The 17,100-nt window shown below is 70.9% G+C and carries 11 protein-coding genes; 6 read left to right on the top strand and 5 right to left on the bottom strand.

The features are described from left to right. Positions 1 to 41 precede the first annotated feature (41 nt). Positions 42 to 1,037 carry an ABC transporter substrate-binding protein gene (locus ACTOQ3_RS12350; RefSeq protein WP_440083520.1) on the top strand — a complete coding sequence of 332 codons (996 nt, stop codon included), beginning with the start codon at positions 42 to 44 and terminating at the stop codon, positions 1,035 to 1,037. A gap of 522 nt (positions 1,038 to 1,559) precedes the next feature. On the opposite strand, the gene ACTOQ3_RS12345 is transcribed toward ACTOQ3_RS12350, so the two are convergent. Beyond that, positions 1,560 to 2,060 carry a hypothetical protein gene (locus ACTOQ3_RS12345; protein WP_440083519.1) on the bottom strand — a complete coding sequence of 167 codons (501 nt, stop codon included), beginning with the start codon at positions 2,058 to 2,060 and terminating at the stop codon, positions 1,560 to 1,562. A gap of 470 nt (positions 2,061 to 2,530) precedes the next feature. On the opposite strand from ACTOQ3_RS12345, the gene ACTOQ3_RS12340 reads away from it, so the two are divergent. The 4 genes from ACTOQ3_RS12340 (at position 2,531) to ACTOQ3_RS12325 (ending at position 10,449) form a co-directional block, all read left to right on the top strand. Beyond that, complete coding sequence (locus ACTOQ3_RS12340; RefSeq protein WP_440083518.1) at positions 2,531 to 4,957, top strand: GcvT family protein; 2,427 nt, start codon at positions 2,531 to 2,533, stop codon at positions 4,955 to 4,957. A 132-nt stretch (positions 4,958 to 5,089) separates the two neighbouring features. Beyond that, positions 5,090 to 6,310 carry a sarcosine oxidase subunit beta family protein gene (locus ACTOQ3_RS12335; RefSeq protein ID WP_440083517.1) on the top strand — a complete coding sequence of 407 codons (1,221 nt, stop codon included), beginning with the start codon at positions 5,090 to 5,092 and terminating at the stop codon, positions 6,308 to 6,310. 13 nt (positions 6,311 to 6,323) lie between these two features. Then, entirely contained in the window at positions 6,324 to 6,602 is a 279-nt protein-coding gene (locus tag ACTOQ3_RS12330) for a sarcosine oxidase subunit delta (RefSeq protein WP_440083516.1), read from the top strand. A 109-nt stretch (positions 6,603 to 6,711) separates the two neighbouring features. Continuing rightward, positions 6,712 to 10,449, top strand: a complete 3,738-nt coding sequence (locus tag ACTOQ3_RS12325; RefSeq protein WP_440083515.1) for a sarcosine oxidase subunit gamma family protein — start codon at positions 6,712 to 6,714, stop codon at positions 10,447 to 10,449. Between the two features lie 84 nt (positions 10,450 to 10,533). On the opposite strand, the gene ACTOQ3_RS12320 is transcribed toward ACTOQ3_RS12325, so the two are convergent. The 4 genes from ACTOQ3_RS12320 to ACTOQ3_RS12305 form a co-directional block, all read right to left on the bottom strand. Further along, positions 10,534 to 11,973, bottom strand: a complete 1,440-nt coding sequence (locus ACTOQ3_RS12320) for an MFS transporter (RefSeq protein WP_440083514.1) — start codon at positions 11,971 to 11,973, stop codon at positions 10,534 to 10,536. Positions 11,974 to 12,551: 578 nt separating this feature from the next. Continuing rightward, positions 12,552 to 12,893, bottom strand: coding sequence for a VOC family protein (locus tag ACTOQ3_RS12315; RefSeq protein ID WP_440083513.1), 342 nt, complete (start codon positions 12,891 to 12,893; stop codon positions 12,552 to 12,554). Positions 12,894 to 13,143: 250 nt separating this feature from the next. Continuing rightward, positions 13,144 to 13,959 carry a S1 family peptidase gene (locus ACTOQ3_RS12310; protein ID WP_440083512.1) on the bottom strand — a complete coding sequence of 272 codons (816 nt, stop codon included), beginning with the start codon at positions 13,957 to 13,959 and terminating at the stop codon, positions 13,144 to 13,146. 297 nt (positions 13,960 to 14,256) lie between these two features. After that, positions 14,257 to 14,709 (bottom strand): winged helix-turn-helix transcriptional regulator, encoded by a 453-nt coding sequence (locus tag ACTOQ3_RS12305; RefSeq protein ID WP_440083511.1) that lies wholly within the window; start codon positions 14,707 to 14,709, stop codon positions 14,257 to 14,259. 78 nt (positions 14,710 to 14,787) lie between these two features. On the opposite strand from ACTOQ3_RS12305, the gene ACTOQ3_RS12300 reads away from it, so the two are divergent. Next, positions 14,788 to 17,037, top strand: coding sequence for a molybdopterin-dependent oxidoreductase (locus ACTOQ3_RS12300; RefSeq protein ID WP_440083510.1), 2,250 nt, complete (start codon positions 14,788 to 14,790; stop codon positions 17,035 to 17,037). The last annotated feature ends 63 nt before the right edge of the window (positions 17,038 to 17,100 follow it).

Below are 17,100 nucleotides of genomic sequence, written 5' to 3'. Positions count from 1 at the left end.
GAACCGAACACGGCATACGAAACCCAATACAGGAGGACCTGGTGACAGTTTCGAGGATCGGGCGACCGCGGGCGGTGGCGCTCCTGGTCGCGACCGGCCTCCTCGTCTCCGCGTGCGGCGGGGCGAAGGTCGGCGAGAGCGACGGCGGGGCCGCCCCGGCGGCCTCCGGCACGGACGGGAAGAAGGCCTGCGGCGCGGTCAACATCGCCATCAACCCGTGGGTCGGGTACGAGGCGACCGCGGCGGTCATCGCCCACGTGGCCGAGAAGGATCTCGGCTGCTCGGTCACGAAGAAGGACCTGAAGGAGGAGGTCGCCTGGCAGGGCTTCGCCACCGGTGAGGTCGACGCCATCGTGGAGAACTGGGCCCACGACGACCTGAAGAAGAAGTACATCGAGGACCAGAAGGTCGCCGTCTCGGCGGGCCCGACGGGCAACAAGGGCGTCATCGGCTGGTACGTGCCGCCGTGGATGGCCGAGAAGTACCCCGACATCACCGACTGGAAGAACCTCAACAAGTACGCCGACCTGTTCAAGACCTCCGAGTCGGGGGGCAAGGGGCAGCTGCTCGACGGCGACCCGTCCTTCGTGACCAACGACGCGGCCCTGGTGAAGAACCTGAAGCTGGACTACAAGGTCGTCTACGCGGGCAGCGAGGCGGCGCTCATCACCGGCTTCAGGCAGGCGGAGAAGCAGAAGACCCCGATGCTCGGCTACTTCTACGAGCCGCAGTGGTTCCTGTCGGAGGTCAAGCTCGTCAAGGTCAAGCTGCCCGAGTACACCGAGGGCTGCGACGCCGACGCCGAGAAGGTGGCCTGCGACTACCCGCTCTACGACCTCGACAAGATCGTGAGCAAGAGGTTCGCCGACTCCGGCAGCCCGGCGTACGACCTGGTCAAGAACTTCACCTGGACGAACGAGGACCAGAACCTCGTGGCCAAGTACATCTCCGAGGACAAGATGACGGCCGAGGAGGCCGCGGAGAAGTGGGTCGGCGACAACCCCGACAAGGTGAAGGCCTGGCTTCCCACCTCCTGAGCGCCCACCCGGGAGTCAAGGGGCGCGGGTTCGAATCCTGTCGTCCCGGTGAGGGTGCCACCCGAAAGGGAGGCGCCCTCGCTTCGGCTCCGGGTGACCGGCCGGGCGACCACGACCCCGTCACGTGAGGATCCGGTGCGTCGTCTCCGTCTCCCGTGACGGGCGAGGCGTTTTGTCCGGTACTCCGGCCGCAGATGACGGCAGCCGCGGTCCTGCCTGTGATCGCACGTCCTCGTCGCCGCCCGACACGGCGAACGCGAAGATCAGACGCGCCACACGTTGGACGCCGGTCAACGCCGGGTCACCGACGGCGACCTCATGCGCTGAACCATCACCATCCACGACGAGCGCGGCCACAAATGCTGATCATGTCTCTTGAGCGGCTTGTCACCGGCAACGGCGCGCTGGAACGGCTGGAGGGGTCCGACCCCAGGCTACGAAACATTCGGCATGGCGAGATGACGCTCGGTGAAAACGCGAGCGGCTGGGATCTGGATAGGGGATTCCTGGTAGTTTTGAACTTCATCCCGTCTGGGTCAAAGACACGATCAGATACGACTTCTGCTTGTCCGGATCTTCGCTGATTTTCTTCTTCGTCGGTGAATCCAGAGGGTCGCCGTAAGCATCGTAGCTCTCGAACGAGTCTATTTTGAGGACGGTGTGCTCCCACCTGGCCGCCTCCATCCGGATGGATCGGTAGTCACCTCCGGTGGCTTTCCATCCGCGATTTTGCAGGTGATCGCGTACCTTGGCCCGCGCCTCGTCGAAATTCGAGGATCCGACGTCCATCAGCAAGAAATCATCGACATGGGTGGTGCCGTCATAGTAAGACTCTCGTTTGGTGTGCGCCAGCACCTTGCCGATGTCGCGCACCTCGCTGACAGCGGCCGGATCGACCTCGAATGTCTCGAAATACAATTGTGTTACGCAAACGTAGAGCATGGTCAATCCGCCCAGGATGGCGAGCACGGGTTTGATCACCGCCATAATGCGCTGCGGGCGGGTGGAACGGGTGGGATGCATCGCGGGAGACCTCCGGCGCCTGAGGTGGTCTGTCTCGTGGTCGACGGTCGTGTGGATCAAAGGTGTTTCGGACCCACCATGGTGTCACCGAAGGGTCAAGCCCGTGATGATCGCTCACGGTTCTCCATCAAGGATCCGATTTCGGCCGCTCCACCGGCCCCAACCGCTTCGCGCTTCATGCGGGAACCGGCCGCCCCCGCCGGAGGCGGACCTGCCATAGTCGTTGGGTGGAGGCGGCGCCGCTTTCCCGGGCGCACCGTGCCGATCGACCTCGAGCCCGCGTCGGCCCTGCTCGGCTTCACGGCGCGGCACATCCACCCGGTGTCCGCCGGGGACTGACCGCCGGCCGTACCTGCCCGTCGCCCCCCCGCGGACGACCGCCGGCCCGTCCTTGACAGTGTTGTCGACGGGAGGACAATCTGTTGCGGGAAGCGCACTTCGTTTCGGACTGCGCAACGACGGAGGTGGGTATGGCGGGCCGGCGCGTCGTCGTCATCGGAGCCGGGGTCGTCGGGGCGGCCCTCGCCGACGAGCTCTCGGCCAGGGGCTGGGACGACATCACCGTCGTCGACCAGGGGGCCGTGCCCGCCGCCGGAGGTTCGTCCTCCCACGCACCGGGGCTGGTGTTCCAGACCAACCCGTCCAAGACCATGACGGAGCTGGCCCGCTACACGGTCGAGAAGCTCGTCGACCTCGACTGCTTCCTCCAGGTGGGCGGGCTGGAGGTGGCCACCACGCCCGAGCGGCTCGCCGAGCTGCACCGCCGCCACGGCTGGGCGACCTCCTGGGGGGTCGAGGCGCGCCTGCTCACTCCCGAGGAGTGCGTGGAGCGTCACTCCCTGCTCGACGGGGACAGGGTCCTCGGAGGGTTGTTCGTCCCCACCGACGGCCTGGCGAAGGCCGTGCGCGCCGTCGAGGTCCAGCTGGCGCGCGCCAGGGAACGGGGTGTCCGCGTCCTCGACCGGCACGAGGTGCTCGACATCCGCGTCGAGGACGACCGGGTCACGGCCGTCGTCACCGACCGGGGCGAGATACCCGCCGACCTCGTCGTCTGCTGCGCCGGAATCTGGGGACCCAAGATCGCGGGCATGGTCGGCATGGCGCTGCCGCTCACCCCCCTCGCCCACCAGCTCGCCTGGACCGGTCCGGTTCCCGCGCTCGCCGGGCAGGCCGAGGAGGCCGTCCGGCCGATCCTGCGCCACCAGGACGCCGACCTGTACTACCGGGAGCGGTTCGAGCGGCTCGGCATCGGCTACTACGGTCACCGCCCGATGTCGATCACCGCCGAGGAGATCCTCCCGATCGCCGACGCCGAGGTCATGCCCTCGGTGCTGCCGTTCACCGACGACGACTTCGCCCCCGCCTGGACCGAGACGAAGGCGCTGCTGCCCGCCGCCGGGGAGGCCGGGCTCGAAGCGGGGATCAACGGCCTGTTCTCCTTCACCACCGACAACATGCCGCTGCTCGGGCAGTCGCGCGACGTGCGGGGCTTCTGGGTGGCCGAGGCCGTGTGGGTCACCCACTCGGCGGGGGTGGGCCGTGCCATGGCCGAGTGGCTGGCCGACGGCCACTGCTCGTCCTTCGACCTGCACGAGTGCGACGTCAACCGGTTCGAGGCCCACCAGCTCGCCCCCGAGTACGTCCGCACCCGCGACTGCCAGAACTTCGTCGAGGTCTACGACATCATCCACCCGCTCCAACCGGCCGAGAACCTGCGCCCGCTGCGCACCAGCCCCTTCCACGCCCGCCAGCGCGAGCTGGACGCGTACTTCCTGGAGGCCGCCGGCTGGGAGCGCCCCCAGTGGTACGGCGCCAACGCGCCCCTGCTCGACGGCCGCGACATCCCCCGTCCCAACGACTGGGCCGCCCGCCACTGGTCGCCGATCGTCGGCGCCGAGGCCCAGGCCTCGCGCGAGACCGTGGCCCTGTACGACATGAGCGCGCTCAAGCGGATCGAGGTCGCGGGCCGCGGGGCAGCCGCCTTCCTCCAGCGGGTCTCCACCGGAGACGTCGACAAGTCCGTCGGCTCGGTGACGTACTGCCTGCTGCTCGACCACGACGGCGGCATCCGCAGCGACGTCACCGTGGCCCGGCTGGGCCGCGACCTGTTCCAGGTCGGTGCCAACGGCAACCTCGACCTCGACTGGCTGCACCGCCACCTGCCCGCCGACGGGTCGGTCACCGTCACCGACATCACGCCGGGAACCTGCTGCGTCGGCGTCTGGGGCCCCCGGGCCCGCGAGGTCGTGGCCCCGCTCGCCGGTCCCGGCTTCGGACCCGGCGGTTTCCGCTACTTCCGCGGCGCCCGCGCGTACGTCGGCACCGTGCCCGTCACCGCGCTGCGGCTCTCCTACATCGGGGAGCTGGGCTGGGAGCTCTACACGACGGCCGACATGGGCGCGAAGCTGTGGGACACCCTCTGGGAGGCGGGCCGGGAGCACGGGATCATCGCGGGGGGCCGCGGCGCCTTCAACAGCCTGCGGCTGGAGAAGGGCTACCGGTCCTTCGGCACCGACATGACCTACGAGCACGACCCGTACGAGGCCGGGCTCGGCTTCGCCGTGCGCAAGGCGGACAGGGGCGACTTCATCGGCCGCGCGGCCCTGGCCGAGCGCGGCGCGGCCCCCCGGCGCAGGCTGACCTGCCTCACCGTCGACGACCCCGCCGCCGTGGTCATGGGCAAGGAGCCGGTGTACGACGGCGCGTCCTGCGCCGGATACGTCACCAGCGCCGCCTACGGCTACACGATAGGCAAGGGCATCGCCTACGCCTGGCTGCCCGCCGAGCTGTCCGTGCCGGGGAGGGAACTGCACATCGGCTACTTCGACCGGCGGGTGGCCGCCGTCGTCGCCGAGGAGCCGCTGTACGACCCGGCGATGGAGCGCCTGCGTGGCTAGCGGGCCGGCGGGACGGAAGGACACGCCGGCGCGCCCCGTGACTCCCGCGGATCCGGAGTCCGTGGCGCCGGCGTCCATGACGACGGGATCCGCGGCGCCGGAGCCCGCCGACGGGACCGAGAGGGGACGACGATGAGCACCGAGGAGTTGCCCGAGCACCCCGACCGGCTGTGGAGCAGCCCCGAGCCGAAGGCCTCCTACGACGTGGTGATCGTCGGCGGCGGGGGCCACGGCCTGGCCACCGCCTACTACCTGGCCAAGAACCACGGGATCACCAACGTGGCCGTGCTGGAGAAGGGCTGGCTGGCGGGCGGCAACATGGCCCGCAACACCACCATCATCCGGTCCAACTACCTGTGGGACGAGAGCGCGGGCATCTACGAGCACTCGCTCAAGCTGTGGGAGGGACTGGAGGAGGACCTCGGCTACCCGATCCTGTTCAGCCAGCGCGGCGTGCTCAACCTCGCGCACAGCCCGCAGGACGTCAGGGAGAGCGTCCGCCGGGTCAACGCCAACCGCCTCAACGGCGTCGACGCCGAATGGCTCGGCCCCGAGGAGGTGAAAGAGGTCTGCCCGATCGTCGACGTCTCGCCCGACGCCCGCTACCCGGTCCTCGGCGCCACCTACCAGCCGCGCGCGGGAATCGCCAAGCACGACTACGTGGCCTGGGGATTCGCCCGCGCCGCCGCGGCGATGGGCGTCGACCTGATCGAGCACTGCGAGGTCACCGGCATCGACGTCGTGGACGGGCGGGTGGAGGCCGTACGCACCACCAGGGGCCGCATCGCCGCGGGCAGGGTCGCGATGTGCGCGGCCGGGCACTCCTCGGTCGTCGGCCGGATGGCGGGGGTGGAGCTGCCGGTGCAGAGCCATCCGCTGCAGGCCCTGGTCTCGGAGCTGCTGGAGCCCGTACACCCCACGGTGGTCATGTCCAACGCGGTGCACGTCTACGTCAGCCAGGCCCACAAGGGCGAGCTGGTCATGGGGGCGGGCATCGACGCCTACAACTCCTACCGGCAGCGCGGCGCGTTCCACATCATCGAGCGGCAGATGGCGGCGGCGCTGGAGCTGTTCCCCGTCTTCGCGCGGGCCCACGTGCTGCGTACCTGGGGCGGGGTGGTCGACGTCACCCCCGACGCCTCGCCCGTCGTCGGGCTCACCCCCGTCGACCGTCTCTACGTCAACTGCGGCTGGGGGACCGGTGGGTTCAAGGCCACCCCGGGCGTCGGGTGGTGCTACGCGCACACGATCGCCCATGGCGAGCCGCATCCCCTCAACGCCGCCTTCACCCTCGAACGATTCACCACCGGCGCGCTCGTGGACGAGCACGGCGCCGCCGCGGTGGCCCACTGAAGGAGCCCGACCGATGCTGCTGATCCCCTGTCCGTGGTGCGGTCCACGGGACGAGGCCGAGTTCCACCACGGCGGGCAGGCCCACGTCGCCTACCCCGGCGACCCCGCCGCGCTCTCCGACGAGGAGTGGGCCCGGTACCTGTTCTTCCGCGACAACCCGAAGGGGCCGTTCGCCGAGCGCTGGCAGCACGCGGCCGGATGCCGCCGCTGGTTCAACGCGGTCCGCGACACCGCCACCAACGAGTTCCACGCCGTGTACCGCGTGGGCGAGCCAAGGTCGGTGGGCGCGTGAACCGCCGGGCGAACGGCGCGGCGGGCCACCGGCCGCCCCCGGGCGGCGTGAACGTCCAGGCCACCGGCGGCGCGCGTCTCCCGGCCACCGGTGAGAGAACGGTGTGCCGGTGAGCGGGCAGCCGTTCCGCCGGGCGGGCCGTCGCGGGGAGGTACTGCCGTTCCGGTTCGACGGCCGCGACTACGAGGGGTACCGGGGCGACACGCTCGCCGCCGCGCTGCTCGCCAACGGTGTCCGCACGGTCGCGACGAGCGTCGCGCTGGGACGCCCCCGCGGGATCTTCGCCGCCTGGACCGAGGAGCCCAACGCCGTCGTCCAGATCGAGCACCCCTTCCCCGAGCCGATGCTCCAGGCCACCGTCGTCGAACTGTACGCGGGGCTGGTGGCCACCGGCCTGCCGGGCAGGGGCAGGCTCGCCGCCGAACCCGACCCGGCGCGCTACGACGGCGTGTACGCGCACTGCGACGTCCTGGTGGTCGGCGCGGGCCCGGCGGGCCTGGCGGCGGCGACCGCGGCGGCCGGGTCGGGCGCCCGGGTGATCCTCGCCGACGACCGGCCCTCGCCCGGCGGCAGCCTGCCCGACACCGGCGAGAGCGTCGACGGCGTCCCGGGCACGGCGTGGGCCGCCACCGCGCTGGCCGCGCTGGAGAGCCACCCGGAGACGCGGGTGCTCACCCGTACCAGCGTGTTCGGCTACTACGACGACAACTACCTGGTCGCCGTGGAGCGCAGGGGAGAGAACGCCTCCTCCCGCGAGCGTGTCTGGCACATCCGGGCCCGCCGCGTCGTCCTCGCCACGGGCGCGCACGAGCGCTCGATCGCCTTCGCGGGCAACGACCTGCCGGGCGTCATGCTCGTCGGCTCGGCACGCGCGTACGTGAACCGGTACGGGGTCCTGCCCGGCCGCCGCGCGGTGGTGTTCACCACCGGGGACGGCGCCTACGCCGCGGCCCGCGACCTGGCCGCCGCGGGCGTCGAGATCGCCGCCGTCGTGGACACGCGTGCCCCCGGCGACCCGGGACGGGGCGGCCTGGACGGCACGGGCGGCCTGGGTGACGCCGAGGTGCTCACCGGTCACTTCGTCACCCGCGCGAACGGCGAGCACGGCGTCACCTCCGTGACCGTCTCGGAGAGACCCGCCGCGGCCGGCAGGCCTTCCGGGGCGGCCGGTTCCGGGGCGGTTCCTTCCGGCGGGCGTGAGATCGAGGCCGACCTGCTGCTCGTCTCGGGCGGCTGGAACCCCGCCGTCCACCTGTTCAGCCAGGCCGGGGGGACGCTCCGCTACGACGAGGCGCTCGGTTCCTTCGTCCCCGGGAGCACCCGCCAGGCCGTCGAGGTCGCCGGGGCCGCCCGAGGGCTCCGCACCCTGGCCGCCTGCCTGGAGGACGGCGCCGCCGCCGGGACGCGGGCCGCCGGGGCGGCCGGTCTCCGAACCCCTTCCACCTCCGGCGCGTCCGTCAGGGAAGCGGGGGAGGCCCCGCGGGCGGGGGAGACGTCACCGGGCGCGGAGACTCCGCGGGCGGGGGAGACGTCACGGGACACGGAGATCCCGCAGGCCGGGGAGGCGCGGGAGCCGGGGGCGGTCTCGCCCGGCGGAGAGCCTTCCGGGACCATCCCCGCCGAGCACGTGTGGCTCGTTCCCGCCGACGACTACCGGACCCACTTCGTCGACCTGCAGCGCGACGTCACCGTCGCCGACGTGATGCGCGCCACCGGGGCAGGGCTCCGCTCGGTCGAGCACGTCAAGCGCTACACCACCGCCGGGACCGGGCACGACCAGGGCAAGACCTCCGGCGTGCTCACCAGTGGTGTCGTCGCCCATGCCCTCGGCGTGGGCGTCTCGGAACTCGGCACCACCACCTTCCGCGCCCCCTACCTGCCGGTCTCCTTCGCGGCCCTCGCCGGGCGCGACAGGGGGGTGCTGCACGACCCCGTCCGGGTCACCGCGCTGCACGAGTGGCACGTGGCGTGCGGAGCGCCGTTCGAGAACGTCGGCCAGTGGAAGCGGCCCTGGTACTACCCCCGCGAGGGTGAGGACATGGAGGCCGCCGTCCTGCGCGAGTGCCGGGCCGTGCGGGAGGCCGCCGGAGCCATGGACGCCTCCACGCTCGGCAAGATCGACATCCAGGGGCCGGACGCCGCGGAGCTGCTCGACCGGCTCTACACCAACATGATGAGCACCCTCAAGGTCGGCTCGATCCGCTACGGCGTGATGTGCCGCCCCGACGGCATGGTCTTCGACGACGGCACGGTGATCCGCCTGGCCGAGGACCGTTTCCTGGTGACCACCACCACCGGCAACGCCGCCGCCGTCCTCGACTGGATGGAGGAGTGGCTGCAGACCGAGTGGCCCTCGCTGCGGGTCCACTGCACCTCGGTCACCGAGCAGTGGGCGACGGTCGCGCTCGCCGGGCCGCGTTCCCGCGAGGTGCTGGCCGGGCTCGCCCCCGGCCTGGCCGTGGACAACGCGAGCTTCCCGTTCATGACGTGGCGCGACACCCGGGTGGCGGGCCTCGACGCGCGGGTGTGCCGGATCAGCTTCTCCGGCGAGCTGGCGTACGAGATCAATGTCAGCGCCTGGGACGGGCTCGCCCTGTGGGAGGCCGTCCAGGCCACCGGCGCGGTCACCCCGTACGGGACCGAGACCATGCACGTGCTGCGGGCCGAGAAGGGCTACCCCATCGTGGGCCAGGACACCGACGGCACGGTCACCCCCGCCGACCTCGGCATGGAGTGGGTGGTGTCCAAGAAGAAGGCCGACTTCGTCGGGAGGCGTTCCTTCGCCCGCGCCGACACCGCCAGGCCCGACCGCAAGCACCTGGTCGGCCTGCTGCCGCTCGACCCGGACGTCCTGCTGCCCGAGGGCTCCCACCTGGTGGCCGCCGACCGGCTGCCCGAGCCGCCGGTCCCCATGCTCGGCCACGTCACCTCCAGCTACCGCAGCGCCGCGCTCGGCAGGACCTTCGCCCTCGCCCTCGTCAGCGGCGGGCGCGAACGCGTCGGCGAGCGGTTGTACGTCCCCGTCGGAGGGGAACAGCTGCCCGTCACCGTCACCCACCACGTCCTCTACGACCCCGAGGGAGCGCGCCGCGACGGCCCACCGGGCGGGACACGACCGGGCGCGCCGTACGGAACGGAGCCGCCCGCGGCGGAGCTCTCCGGAACGGCGGAGCTCTCCGGAACGGCGGAGCTCTCTGGAACGGCGGAGCTCTCCGGAACAAAGCCGCGGGGAACAAAGCCCCAGGGAACGGGGCCGTCCGGGCGGCCGAGCCCGGCGGCCCGGCTGGAGCCGGTGTCGAGCCCGAACCTCCGCATCGCGGAACTGCCCTTTCTCACCCAGATCGACCTGCGGGTGGAGCCCGGGAGCGACACCGCGGCCGACATCGCCCTCGCCCTCGGTGTCCCGCTCCCCACCGAACCCGGTACCTTCGCGAGCACCGGCACCGACGTGTCACCGTCAGGTACGGCCGCGAGCGACACCCGGGTGCTGTGGCTCGGCCCCGACGAGTGGCTGGTCGTCGGGCCCGCGGGCGGCACCGGCCTGGAGGCCCGCCTGCGAGCCGCCGCCGGAACCGGTCACGCCGCCGTCACCGACGTCTCCGCCCAGCGCACCGTACTGCTCGTGACCGGCCCGAGGGCGCGCGACCTGCTCTCCCACGGCTGCGCCCTCGACCTGCACCCCCGCGCGTTCGGCCCCGGGCGCTGCGCCCAGACCATGCTCGCCCGCGCCCAGGTCGTCCTCGCCGCCCGCGAGGACGGCGGGTTCCACATCTTCGTACGCTCGTCCTTCGCGGACTACCTCGTGGCCTGGCTCCTCGACGCGGCGGGGGAGTACCTGGGCGGGTGAGGTGATCACCGGGGACCTGGGCGGACACGGCGGAAGGGCCGGTCCCGGCATGCGCCGGGGCCGGCCCTCGAACGTGCGGAAGACCTACCGGCCGGCCACGGGGGCGGGCTCGGTCTCCGGGGCGGAGGCGGCCGGAGCGTCGGGAGCCGGTTTGCTCGCCGACGGCACGACGGTCGCGGAGACGATCGCGATCACCACGGAGAGCGCGGTGGAGAGCCAGAACGCCGTCTGGATCCCGCCGATGGAGATCCCCTGCCCGGATCCGGCGGCCAGCGACGCCACCGCCACCGCGATACCGAGGCACAGCCCGACCCCGAGCTGGCGGTTCGAGTTGTAGAGGCCCGACGCCAGGCCCATCTGGGCACCGGCCACACCGGACGTGGCCGCCACCGCGGTGCTGATCATCATGACCGTGACACCGACGCCGATCAGGATGCCGCCGGGCAGCACGTTCAGCAGGAACGAGCCGTCGGCGGGCGCGAGGGCCAGCACCAGCGAACCGGCCACCAGGAACAGGGCGCCGACGGTCAGCACCGGACGGGCCCCGATCCGTGCGGTCGTCTTCGCCACCGGCAGCGACGCCAGCACGACCACGAGGGCCTGGGGGAAGAACGCGAGGCCGGTGAGGATGGCCGAGAAGCCCAGGATCTGCTGCATGTAGAGCGTGATGAAGAACGTCGAGATGGACATGACACCACCCGACAGGAACGCGACCAGGTTGCCGCCCGTCACCCCGCGGTTACGGAAGATCGAGAGCGGCACCAGCGGCGCGGACACGCGGGTCTGCACGAACAGGAACACGGCCAGCAGCACGAGACCGGCGATCAGCGGGGTCAGCACACCGGCGGTGCCCCAGCCCTCGTCGGACGCGATCGTCAGGGCGTAGGCGATCGAGCACATGCTGGCGGTCACCAGGATGGCGCCGGGCACGTCGATGCGCGCGGACCTGGTCCGCACGCTGTCGTCGTCGAGGCGGATCGCGGCGCGCACGACCATCGCGATACCGACCGGGACGTTGATGAACATGACGGCCCGCCAGCCGAAGACCTCGGTCAGCACGCCGCCGGCGAGCACGCCGCCGGCGAAGCCCACCGAGGACACGGCGCCGAACACGCCCATGGCCTTGGCCCGCGCCTCTCCCTCGGGGAAGCCCGCGCCGATCATCGCCAGCACGGCAGGGGCCACCGCCGCGGCCGAGAAGCCCTGCAGGGCACGGGCGATGATCAGCACGATGGAGCTGGTCGCGAAGCCACCCACCAGGGACGCGATCGTGAAGATCGCCAGGCCCCACACGAACATGCGCTTGCGGCCGATGATGTCGCCCACGCGTCCACCCAGCAGCAGGAAGCCGCCGTAGAACAGCGCGTACGCTCCGACGACCCACGGCAGGGCGCCGGCGGTGAAGGACAGGTCGGTCTTGATCCACGGCAGAGCGACGTTCACGATCGCGAAATCGAGTGTCAGCATGAACTGGGCGAGGCACAACAGAAGCAGTGGTGGTGGCTTCTTGACCTGAGAGTCCATGGTTTTTTCTCCTGTCTCCTGGTGCGGCTTAAGTTATTCTCAGCGTTGATTCCGGGCCGAATGAATTCGTGACCGACGACGGCCTGGGCGGCTGGTTCGAGCGCCACGGCCTCGACGGACATCCGCGGACCACGGGCGAATACGCGCGTCCACCGGCGGGCGAAGCACGGCCAGGGCTGACAATTTTCGCTCCCCTCGACGCCGACATAATTGTTCCTGATGTAAATCAATTATGTGGTCGTGGCCAGGGGGCAGCCAGAGCATCGATCACCAAAAGGGCGTGCATCTTTCACGCCGGTCAAGATGAATAATTCAGCAATCGGACGTGGCGGCAGGAACCGCTTGGCGGGCGGGCGGCGCGCCGCCTCCGGCGGCTCCGGCGAACCGCGGCCCGATCACATCGCGCGGCCTCCACGCGATCGGCCGTGGAGTCCACGGCGGCTATGGCGGCTACGGCGACCGTAACGGCCGTGACGGCCGTGACGGCCGTGACGGCCGTGACGGCTACGGCGGCTACGACGGTCCGCGAGGCTCGGGGCGACCTGACGGTTACGGGGTGCCGCGCCGGCCCGGGGCGGTCACAGCGGGGCGCCGCCGAACCCGATCTCGTTCCCGTCGGGATCACGGTAGGTGGCCTTGCGCACGCCGTTGGAGTAGGTCTCCCGCTTCGCGGGGTCGAGTCCTCGCTCGGCGATCTGCGCGACGAGCGCGTCGAGGTCGTCGACGAAGACCGTGTGCATGGCGTGGCCGGCGTGCTCGGGCAGTTGCTCGATGAACACGGACCGATGTTCCGCGAGCTCCCACACGGCCTCGGTGTCGCTCGCGACGAACGTCGGCGGGGAGCCCAGCAGCCGTTCGTACCACTTCAGGGCCACCGCGTAGTCGGTGACCGGGATTCCCGCGTACAGGTTGAGGGCCATACCGTGATCACATGGACTTCGTCCGGTTCCCGCGGCCTCGCGGACCCGGCCGCGCCCGCCTCGCCGCGCGCTCGGCTCGGCTGACGCCGCGACCACCGTAGGCGCCCGCACTCCTGGCCCGGCGGTTCCTCCAGCCGGCCGCAAGCCGCCGGCCTGAGCCGGCGGGTGACCCCTTGGAGCGGGGATCCGCCGGGGCGATCACCTGTTCAAGGACGTGACGGGGCGGGGATCCGCCGGGGCGATCACCTGTTCAGGGAAGCGTGACGAACTTCTTGAGGAAGGACCGGGCCTGAGGGGTGTCCAGGCGATAGTCGTAGTTGGTCATCCTGCACGCGTCGTCGTCTCCGCTGATGGTCGTGGCCACGAGCAGGTCCGAGGTGGGTCCTCCCAGGAAGTTCGGGCCGCCCGAGTCGCCGAAGCAGGTGCTGCCGTCGCCCTTGGAGGAGAGCGACAGTTTGAGCCACCTGCGGGTGAGGTCCCCGAAGGAGATGGACGCCTGGTGGCGGGTGTCGGTGTAGGTCAGCCGCACCTTGTGCTTCCCCTTGGCGGAGACGTGCTTCCCCTTGGCCGAGGCCTTGGCCGAGACCATGGCACCGTACCCGACCGGGGTGAATCGCGTTATTTTCAGGGCGTTGGCGGCTTCGAGGCGGTCGAGCAGACCTTCGGTGGGCAGCCTGGCGGGCTTGATGCCCGGAACGGCCGTGTCGAAGACGACAACGGCCATGTCATGAAGATCGGACTTGTCCCTGTAGCGCGAGTCGACGACGTAGCGGCCGGTGTAGATCTTGTCCCCGTGCCGGTAGCGGCTGGAGAAGGAGACCCGGGCGGTCTTCTGCCCCCCTTCCGCGCAGTGGGCGGCGGTGAGGAAGACGGTGGGCGAGATGAGGGTGCCGGTGCAGTAGGACCATGTGCCGTCATCGTTTGGCTTGTCGCCGATGACGGCTCCCACCTGCGGGTGAGCGGTCAGGTCGGGTGATCCGTTCGTGATGGCCCAGGCGGGGGAGGCGGGGAACGCGGTGGTAGCGGCGAGGGCGAGGGGAATCATGACAAAGGGGATGAAACGCACGCAGGAACTGTAACCGCCCAAGGGTTACATTTGATACAGAGCACAGAAAGATCTACGGATTCAATGTGCTGAACGGCGAGCCGGCCGCGATCATCGGCTTTCCGATCACGCTCCCCGGGGAAGGGGGACCGGCGCAGGTACCGGTGGACGGCACGGCGGACCTGCCCGGGCGTCATCGGGTCGGTCGACGGGACGCTGTGCGGCACGAGCCCCTCGACGAGCGCCCCCTCCCCGGGCGGTCGTGGCGTCGCGGTCTCTCCTGGATTCGCGCTGTGCGAGGCGCCGGCGAGGAGGCTCTCAGGGTGACGCCGTCCGGCTGACCGGGGTCATCTGCCGGGGGTCGATTCGTTCGCCGCAGCAGGGACAGGTCAGGGCCGGGGTGATGATCTCGCCGCAGCTCCGGTGGCGCAGGGGGAGTGGCGGGCCGTCCTCGCCCGCCATCCAGCGGTCGCCCCAGCCGGCGATCGAGATGATCACCGGATAGAGGTCGAGGCCCTTGGCGGTCAGCCTGTACTCGTGCCGGAGCGGCCGCTCGCTGTAGGGGCGCCGCTCGAGGATCCCATGCTCGACCAGGGTGCCCAGCCGGTCGGCCAGCAGGTGCCGGGAGACTCCGAGGTCGTTCTGGAAGTCCTCGAAGCGCCGCACGCCCAGGAAGGCGTCACGCAGCACGAGCATGGTCCAGCGGTCACCGATCACCGACAGGGTGCGGGCGACCGAGCAGTCGACGTCCCCGATGTCCTTCCAGCGCATGCCAGGAGTTTATTGAGTTCTTTTCCGGAACTGACTAAGTTCCAAAAAAGAACTCACCGAGCGTCAAGGGGACCGATCATGGGCGAGTGGCGGCCGAGCGCCTGCATCCTGTGCGAATGCAACTGCGGGGTCGAGATCCTGGTCGGCCGGTCCGGGGCGTTCGACAAGATCCGTGGCGACAAGCTGCACCCGGCCTCCCAGGGCTACACCTGCAACAAGGCCCTGCAGCTCGACCGCTACCAGAACGGGCGCGCCGAGCGGCTGACCCGGCCCCTGCGCAGGCGGCCCGACGGGACCTTCGAGGAGATCTCCTGGGAGACCGCGATCGGTGAGGTGGCCGCCCGGCTCGGCGCGCTGCCCGGAGAGTCGATCTTCTACTACGGGGGCGGCGGACAGGGCAACCACCTGGGCGGGACCTATGCCACGGCGACGATGAAGGCCTTCGGCGCCAAGTACCGCTCCAGCGCCCTCGCCCAGGAGAAGACCGGAGAGTTCTGGGTGAGCGCCCGCATGCTCGGCGCGCCGACCCGCTCCGACGTCGAGCACTGCGAGGTCGCGGTGTTCGTCGGCAAGAACCCCTACCAGTCCCACGGATTCCCCCGGGCACGCACGGTGCTCAAGGAGATCGGCAAGGACCCGGCAAGGTCGATGATCGTCATCGACCCGGTCCGGACCGAGACCGCCGAGCTGGCCGACTTCCACCTGCAGGTACGGCCCGGGACCGACGTCTACCTGCTGACCGCGATGGCCGCCGTCCTCGTCCAGGAGAAGCTGATCGACGAGGACTGGCTGGCCGAGCACGCCGACGGGCTGTCCGAGGTCGGAGAGACGTTGTCGGCCGTGCCGGTGAGCCGCTACTGCGCGACGGCCGGTGTCGAGGAGGACCTGGTCCGGGCGGCCTCGCGCAGGATCGCCTCGGCGTCCTCGGTGGCGGTCACCGAGGATCTGGGCGTGCAGATGAACCGCGACTCCACCGTGGTCTCCTACGTCCAGCGGCTGCTGTGGCTACTGACCGGCAACCTCGGCAGGCAGGGCACGCAGTACGCCTTCTCCAACCTGGTGCCGATCGCCCGTGACCGCGGGCACAAAGTCGGCGAGGGGCCGGTCAGCCCGGTCGCCGGAGCGAAGATCATCAGCGGGCTGGTGCCCTGCAACGTGATCGCCGAGGAGATTCTCACCGACCACCCGGCCCGCTACCGGGCGATGCTCGTGGAGAGCGCGAACCCGGCGCACTCCCTGGCCGACTCGGTGGCCATGCGTTCCGCACTGGAGGCCCTGGACCTGCTGGTCGTCATCGACGTCGCGATGACCGAGACCGCGCGGCTCGCCGACTACGTGCTCCCGGCGCCGACCCAGTTCGAGAAGTGGGAGGCGACGTTCTTCACCTTCGACTTCCCGCGCAACGTCTTCCATCTCCGCCGGCCGGTCGTGGACCCGCCGGACGGGCCGCTGCCCGAGCCGGAGATCCACGCGCGGCTGGTGGAGGCCTCGGGCGCGCTGACCCCGGAGGTCGTCGAGCCGCTGCGGGAAGCGGCCGGCCAGGGCCGTGCGGCGTTCGCCGAGGCGTTCCTGAACGTGCTCGGCTCGCGACCGCAGCTCGCCCGGCTGGCTCCGGTACTGCTCTACCGGACGCTCGGGCCGACACTGCCCGACGGCGCCGCGGCCGCGGCCGTGCTGTGGGGCGCGGCGCACGGCTTCGTCCAGGAGAACCCCGCAGGAGTGAAGCGGGCGGGCTACGGCGAGGGCCCGGAGGCCGGTGAGCGGCTCTTCGACGCGATCATCTCCAGCCCGCACGGCCTGGTCACCACCGACGACGTGCAGGAGGAGACCTGGCGGCGCTTGAAGGGCCGGCGCGTCCAGCTCCACATCCCCGAGCTCCTCGCCGAGGTGGCCGGACTCGCCGACCGGCCCGAACCCGCCGGCGACCGGGAATGGCCGTTCGTGCTGTCGGCCGGCGAACGGCGTGCCTTCACCGCCAACACGATCATCCGGGACCCGAGCTGGCGCAAACGCGACATGGGCGGGGCGCTGCGGATCGGGATCTCCGACGCCGAACGCCTGGGAGTGACCACCGGCGACCGGGCGATGCTGACCACCCCGCGCGGCAGCGTCGAGGTCGTCGTGGAACTGACCGACCGGATGCGCCCCGGGCACATCTCGCTGCCCAACGGGTTCGGGGTCGACCATCTGGATCCCGAAGCCGGCCGGGTCGTCACCGGGATCGCGCCCAACGAGCTCACCTCGAGCCAGGACCGCGACGCCTACGCGGGAACGCCCTGGCACAAGCACGTACCCGCACGGCTCGTGGCGCTCGCCGAATCCCGGTGAGGTCGCCCGACGGGACCCGACGGGCGACCCGGGCCGCACCCCGCGGGCCCGTACACCGACGGT

The organism is Streptosporangium sp. LJ11, from assembly GCF_051918945.1.
In the GTDB taxonomy this organism is placed as follows: Bacteria; Actinomycetota; Actinomycetes; order Streptosporangiales; family Streptosporangiaceae; genus Streptosporangium.
This window is presented reverse-complemented; position numbering and strand designations above follow the sequence as displayed.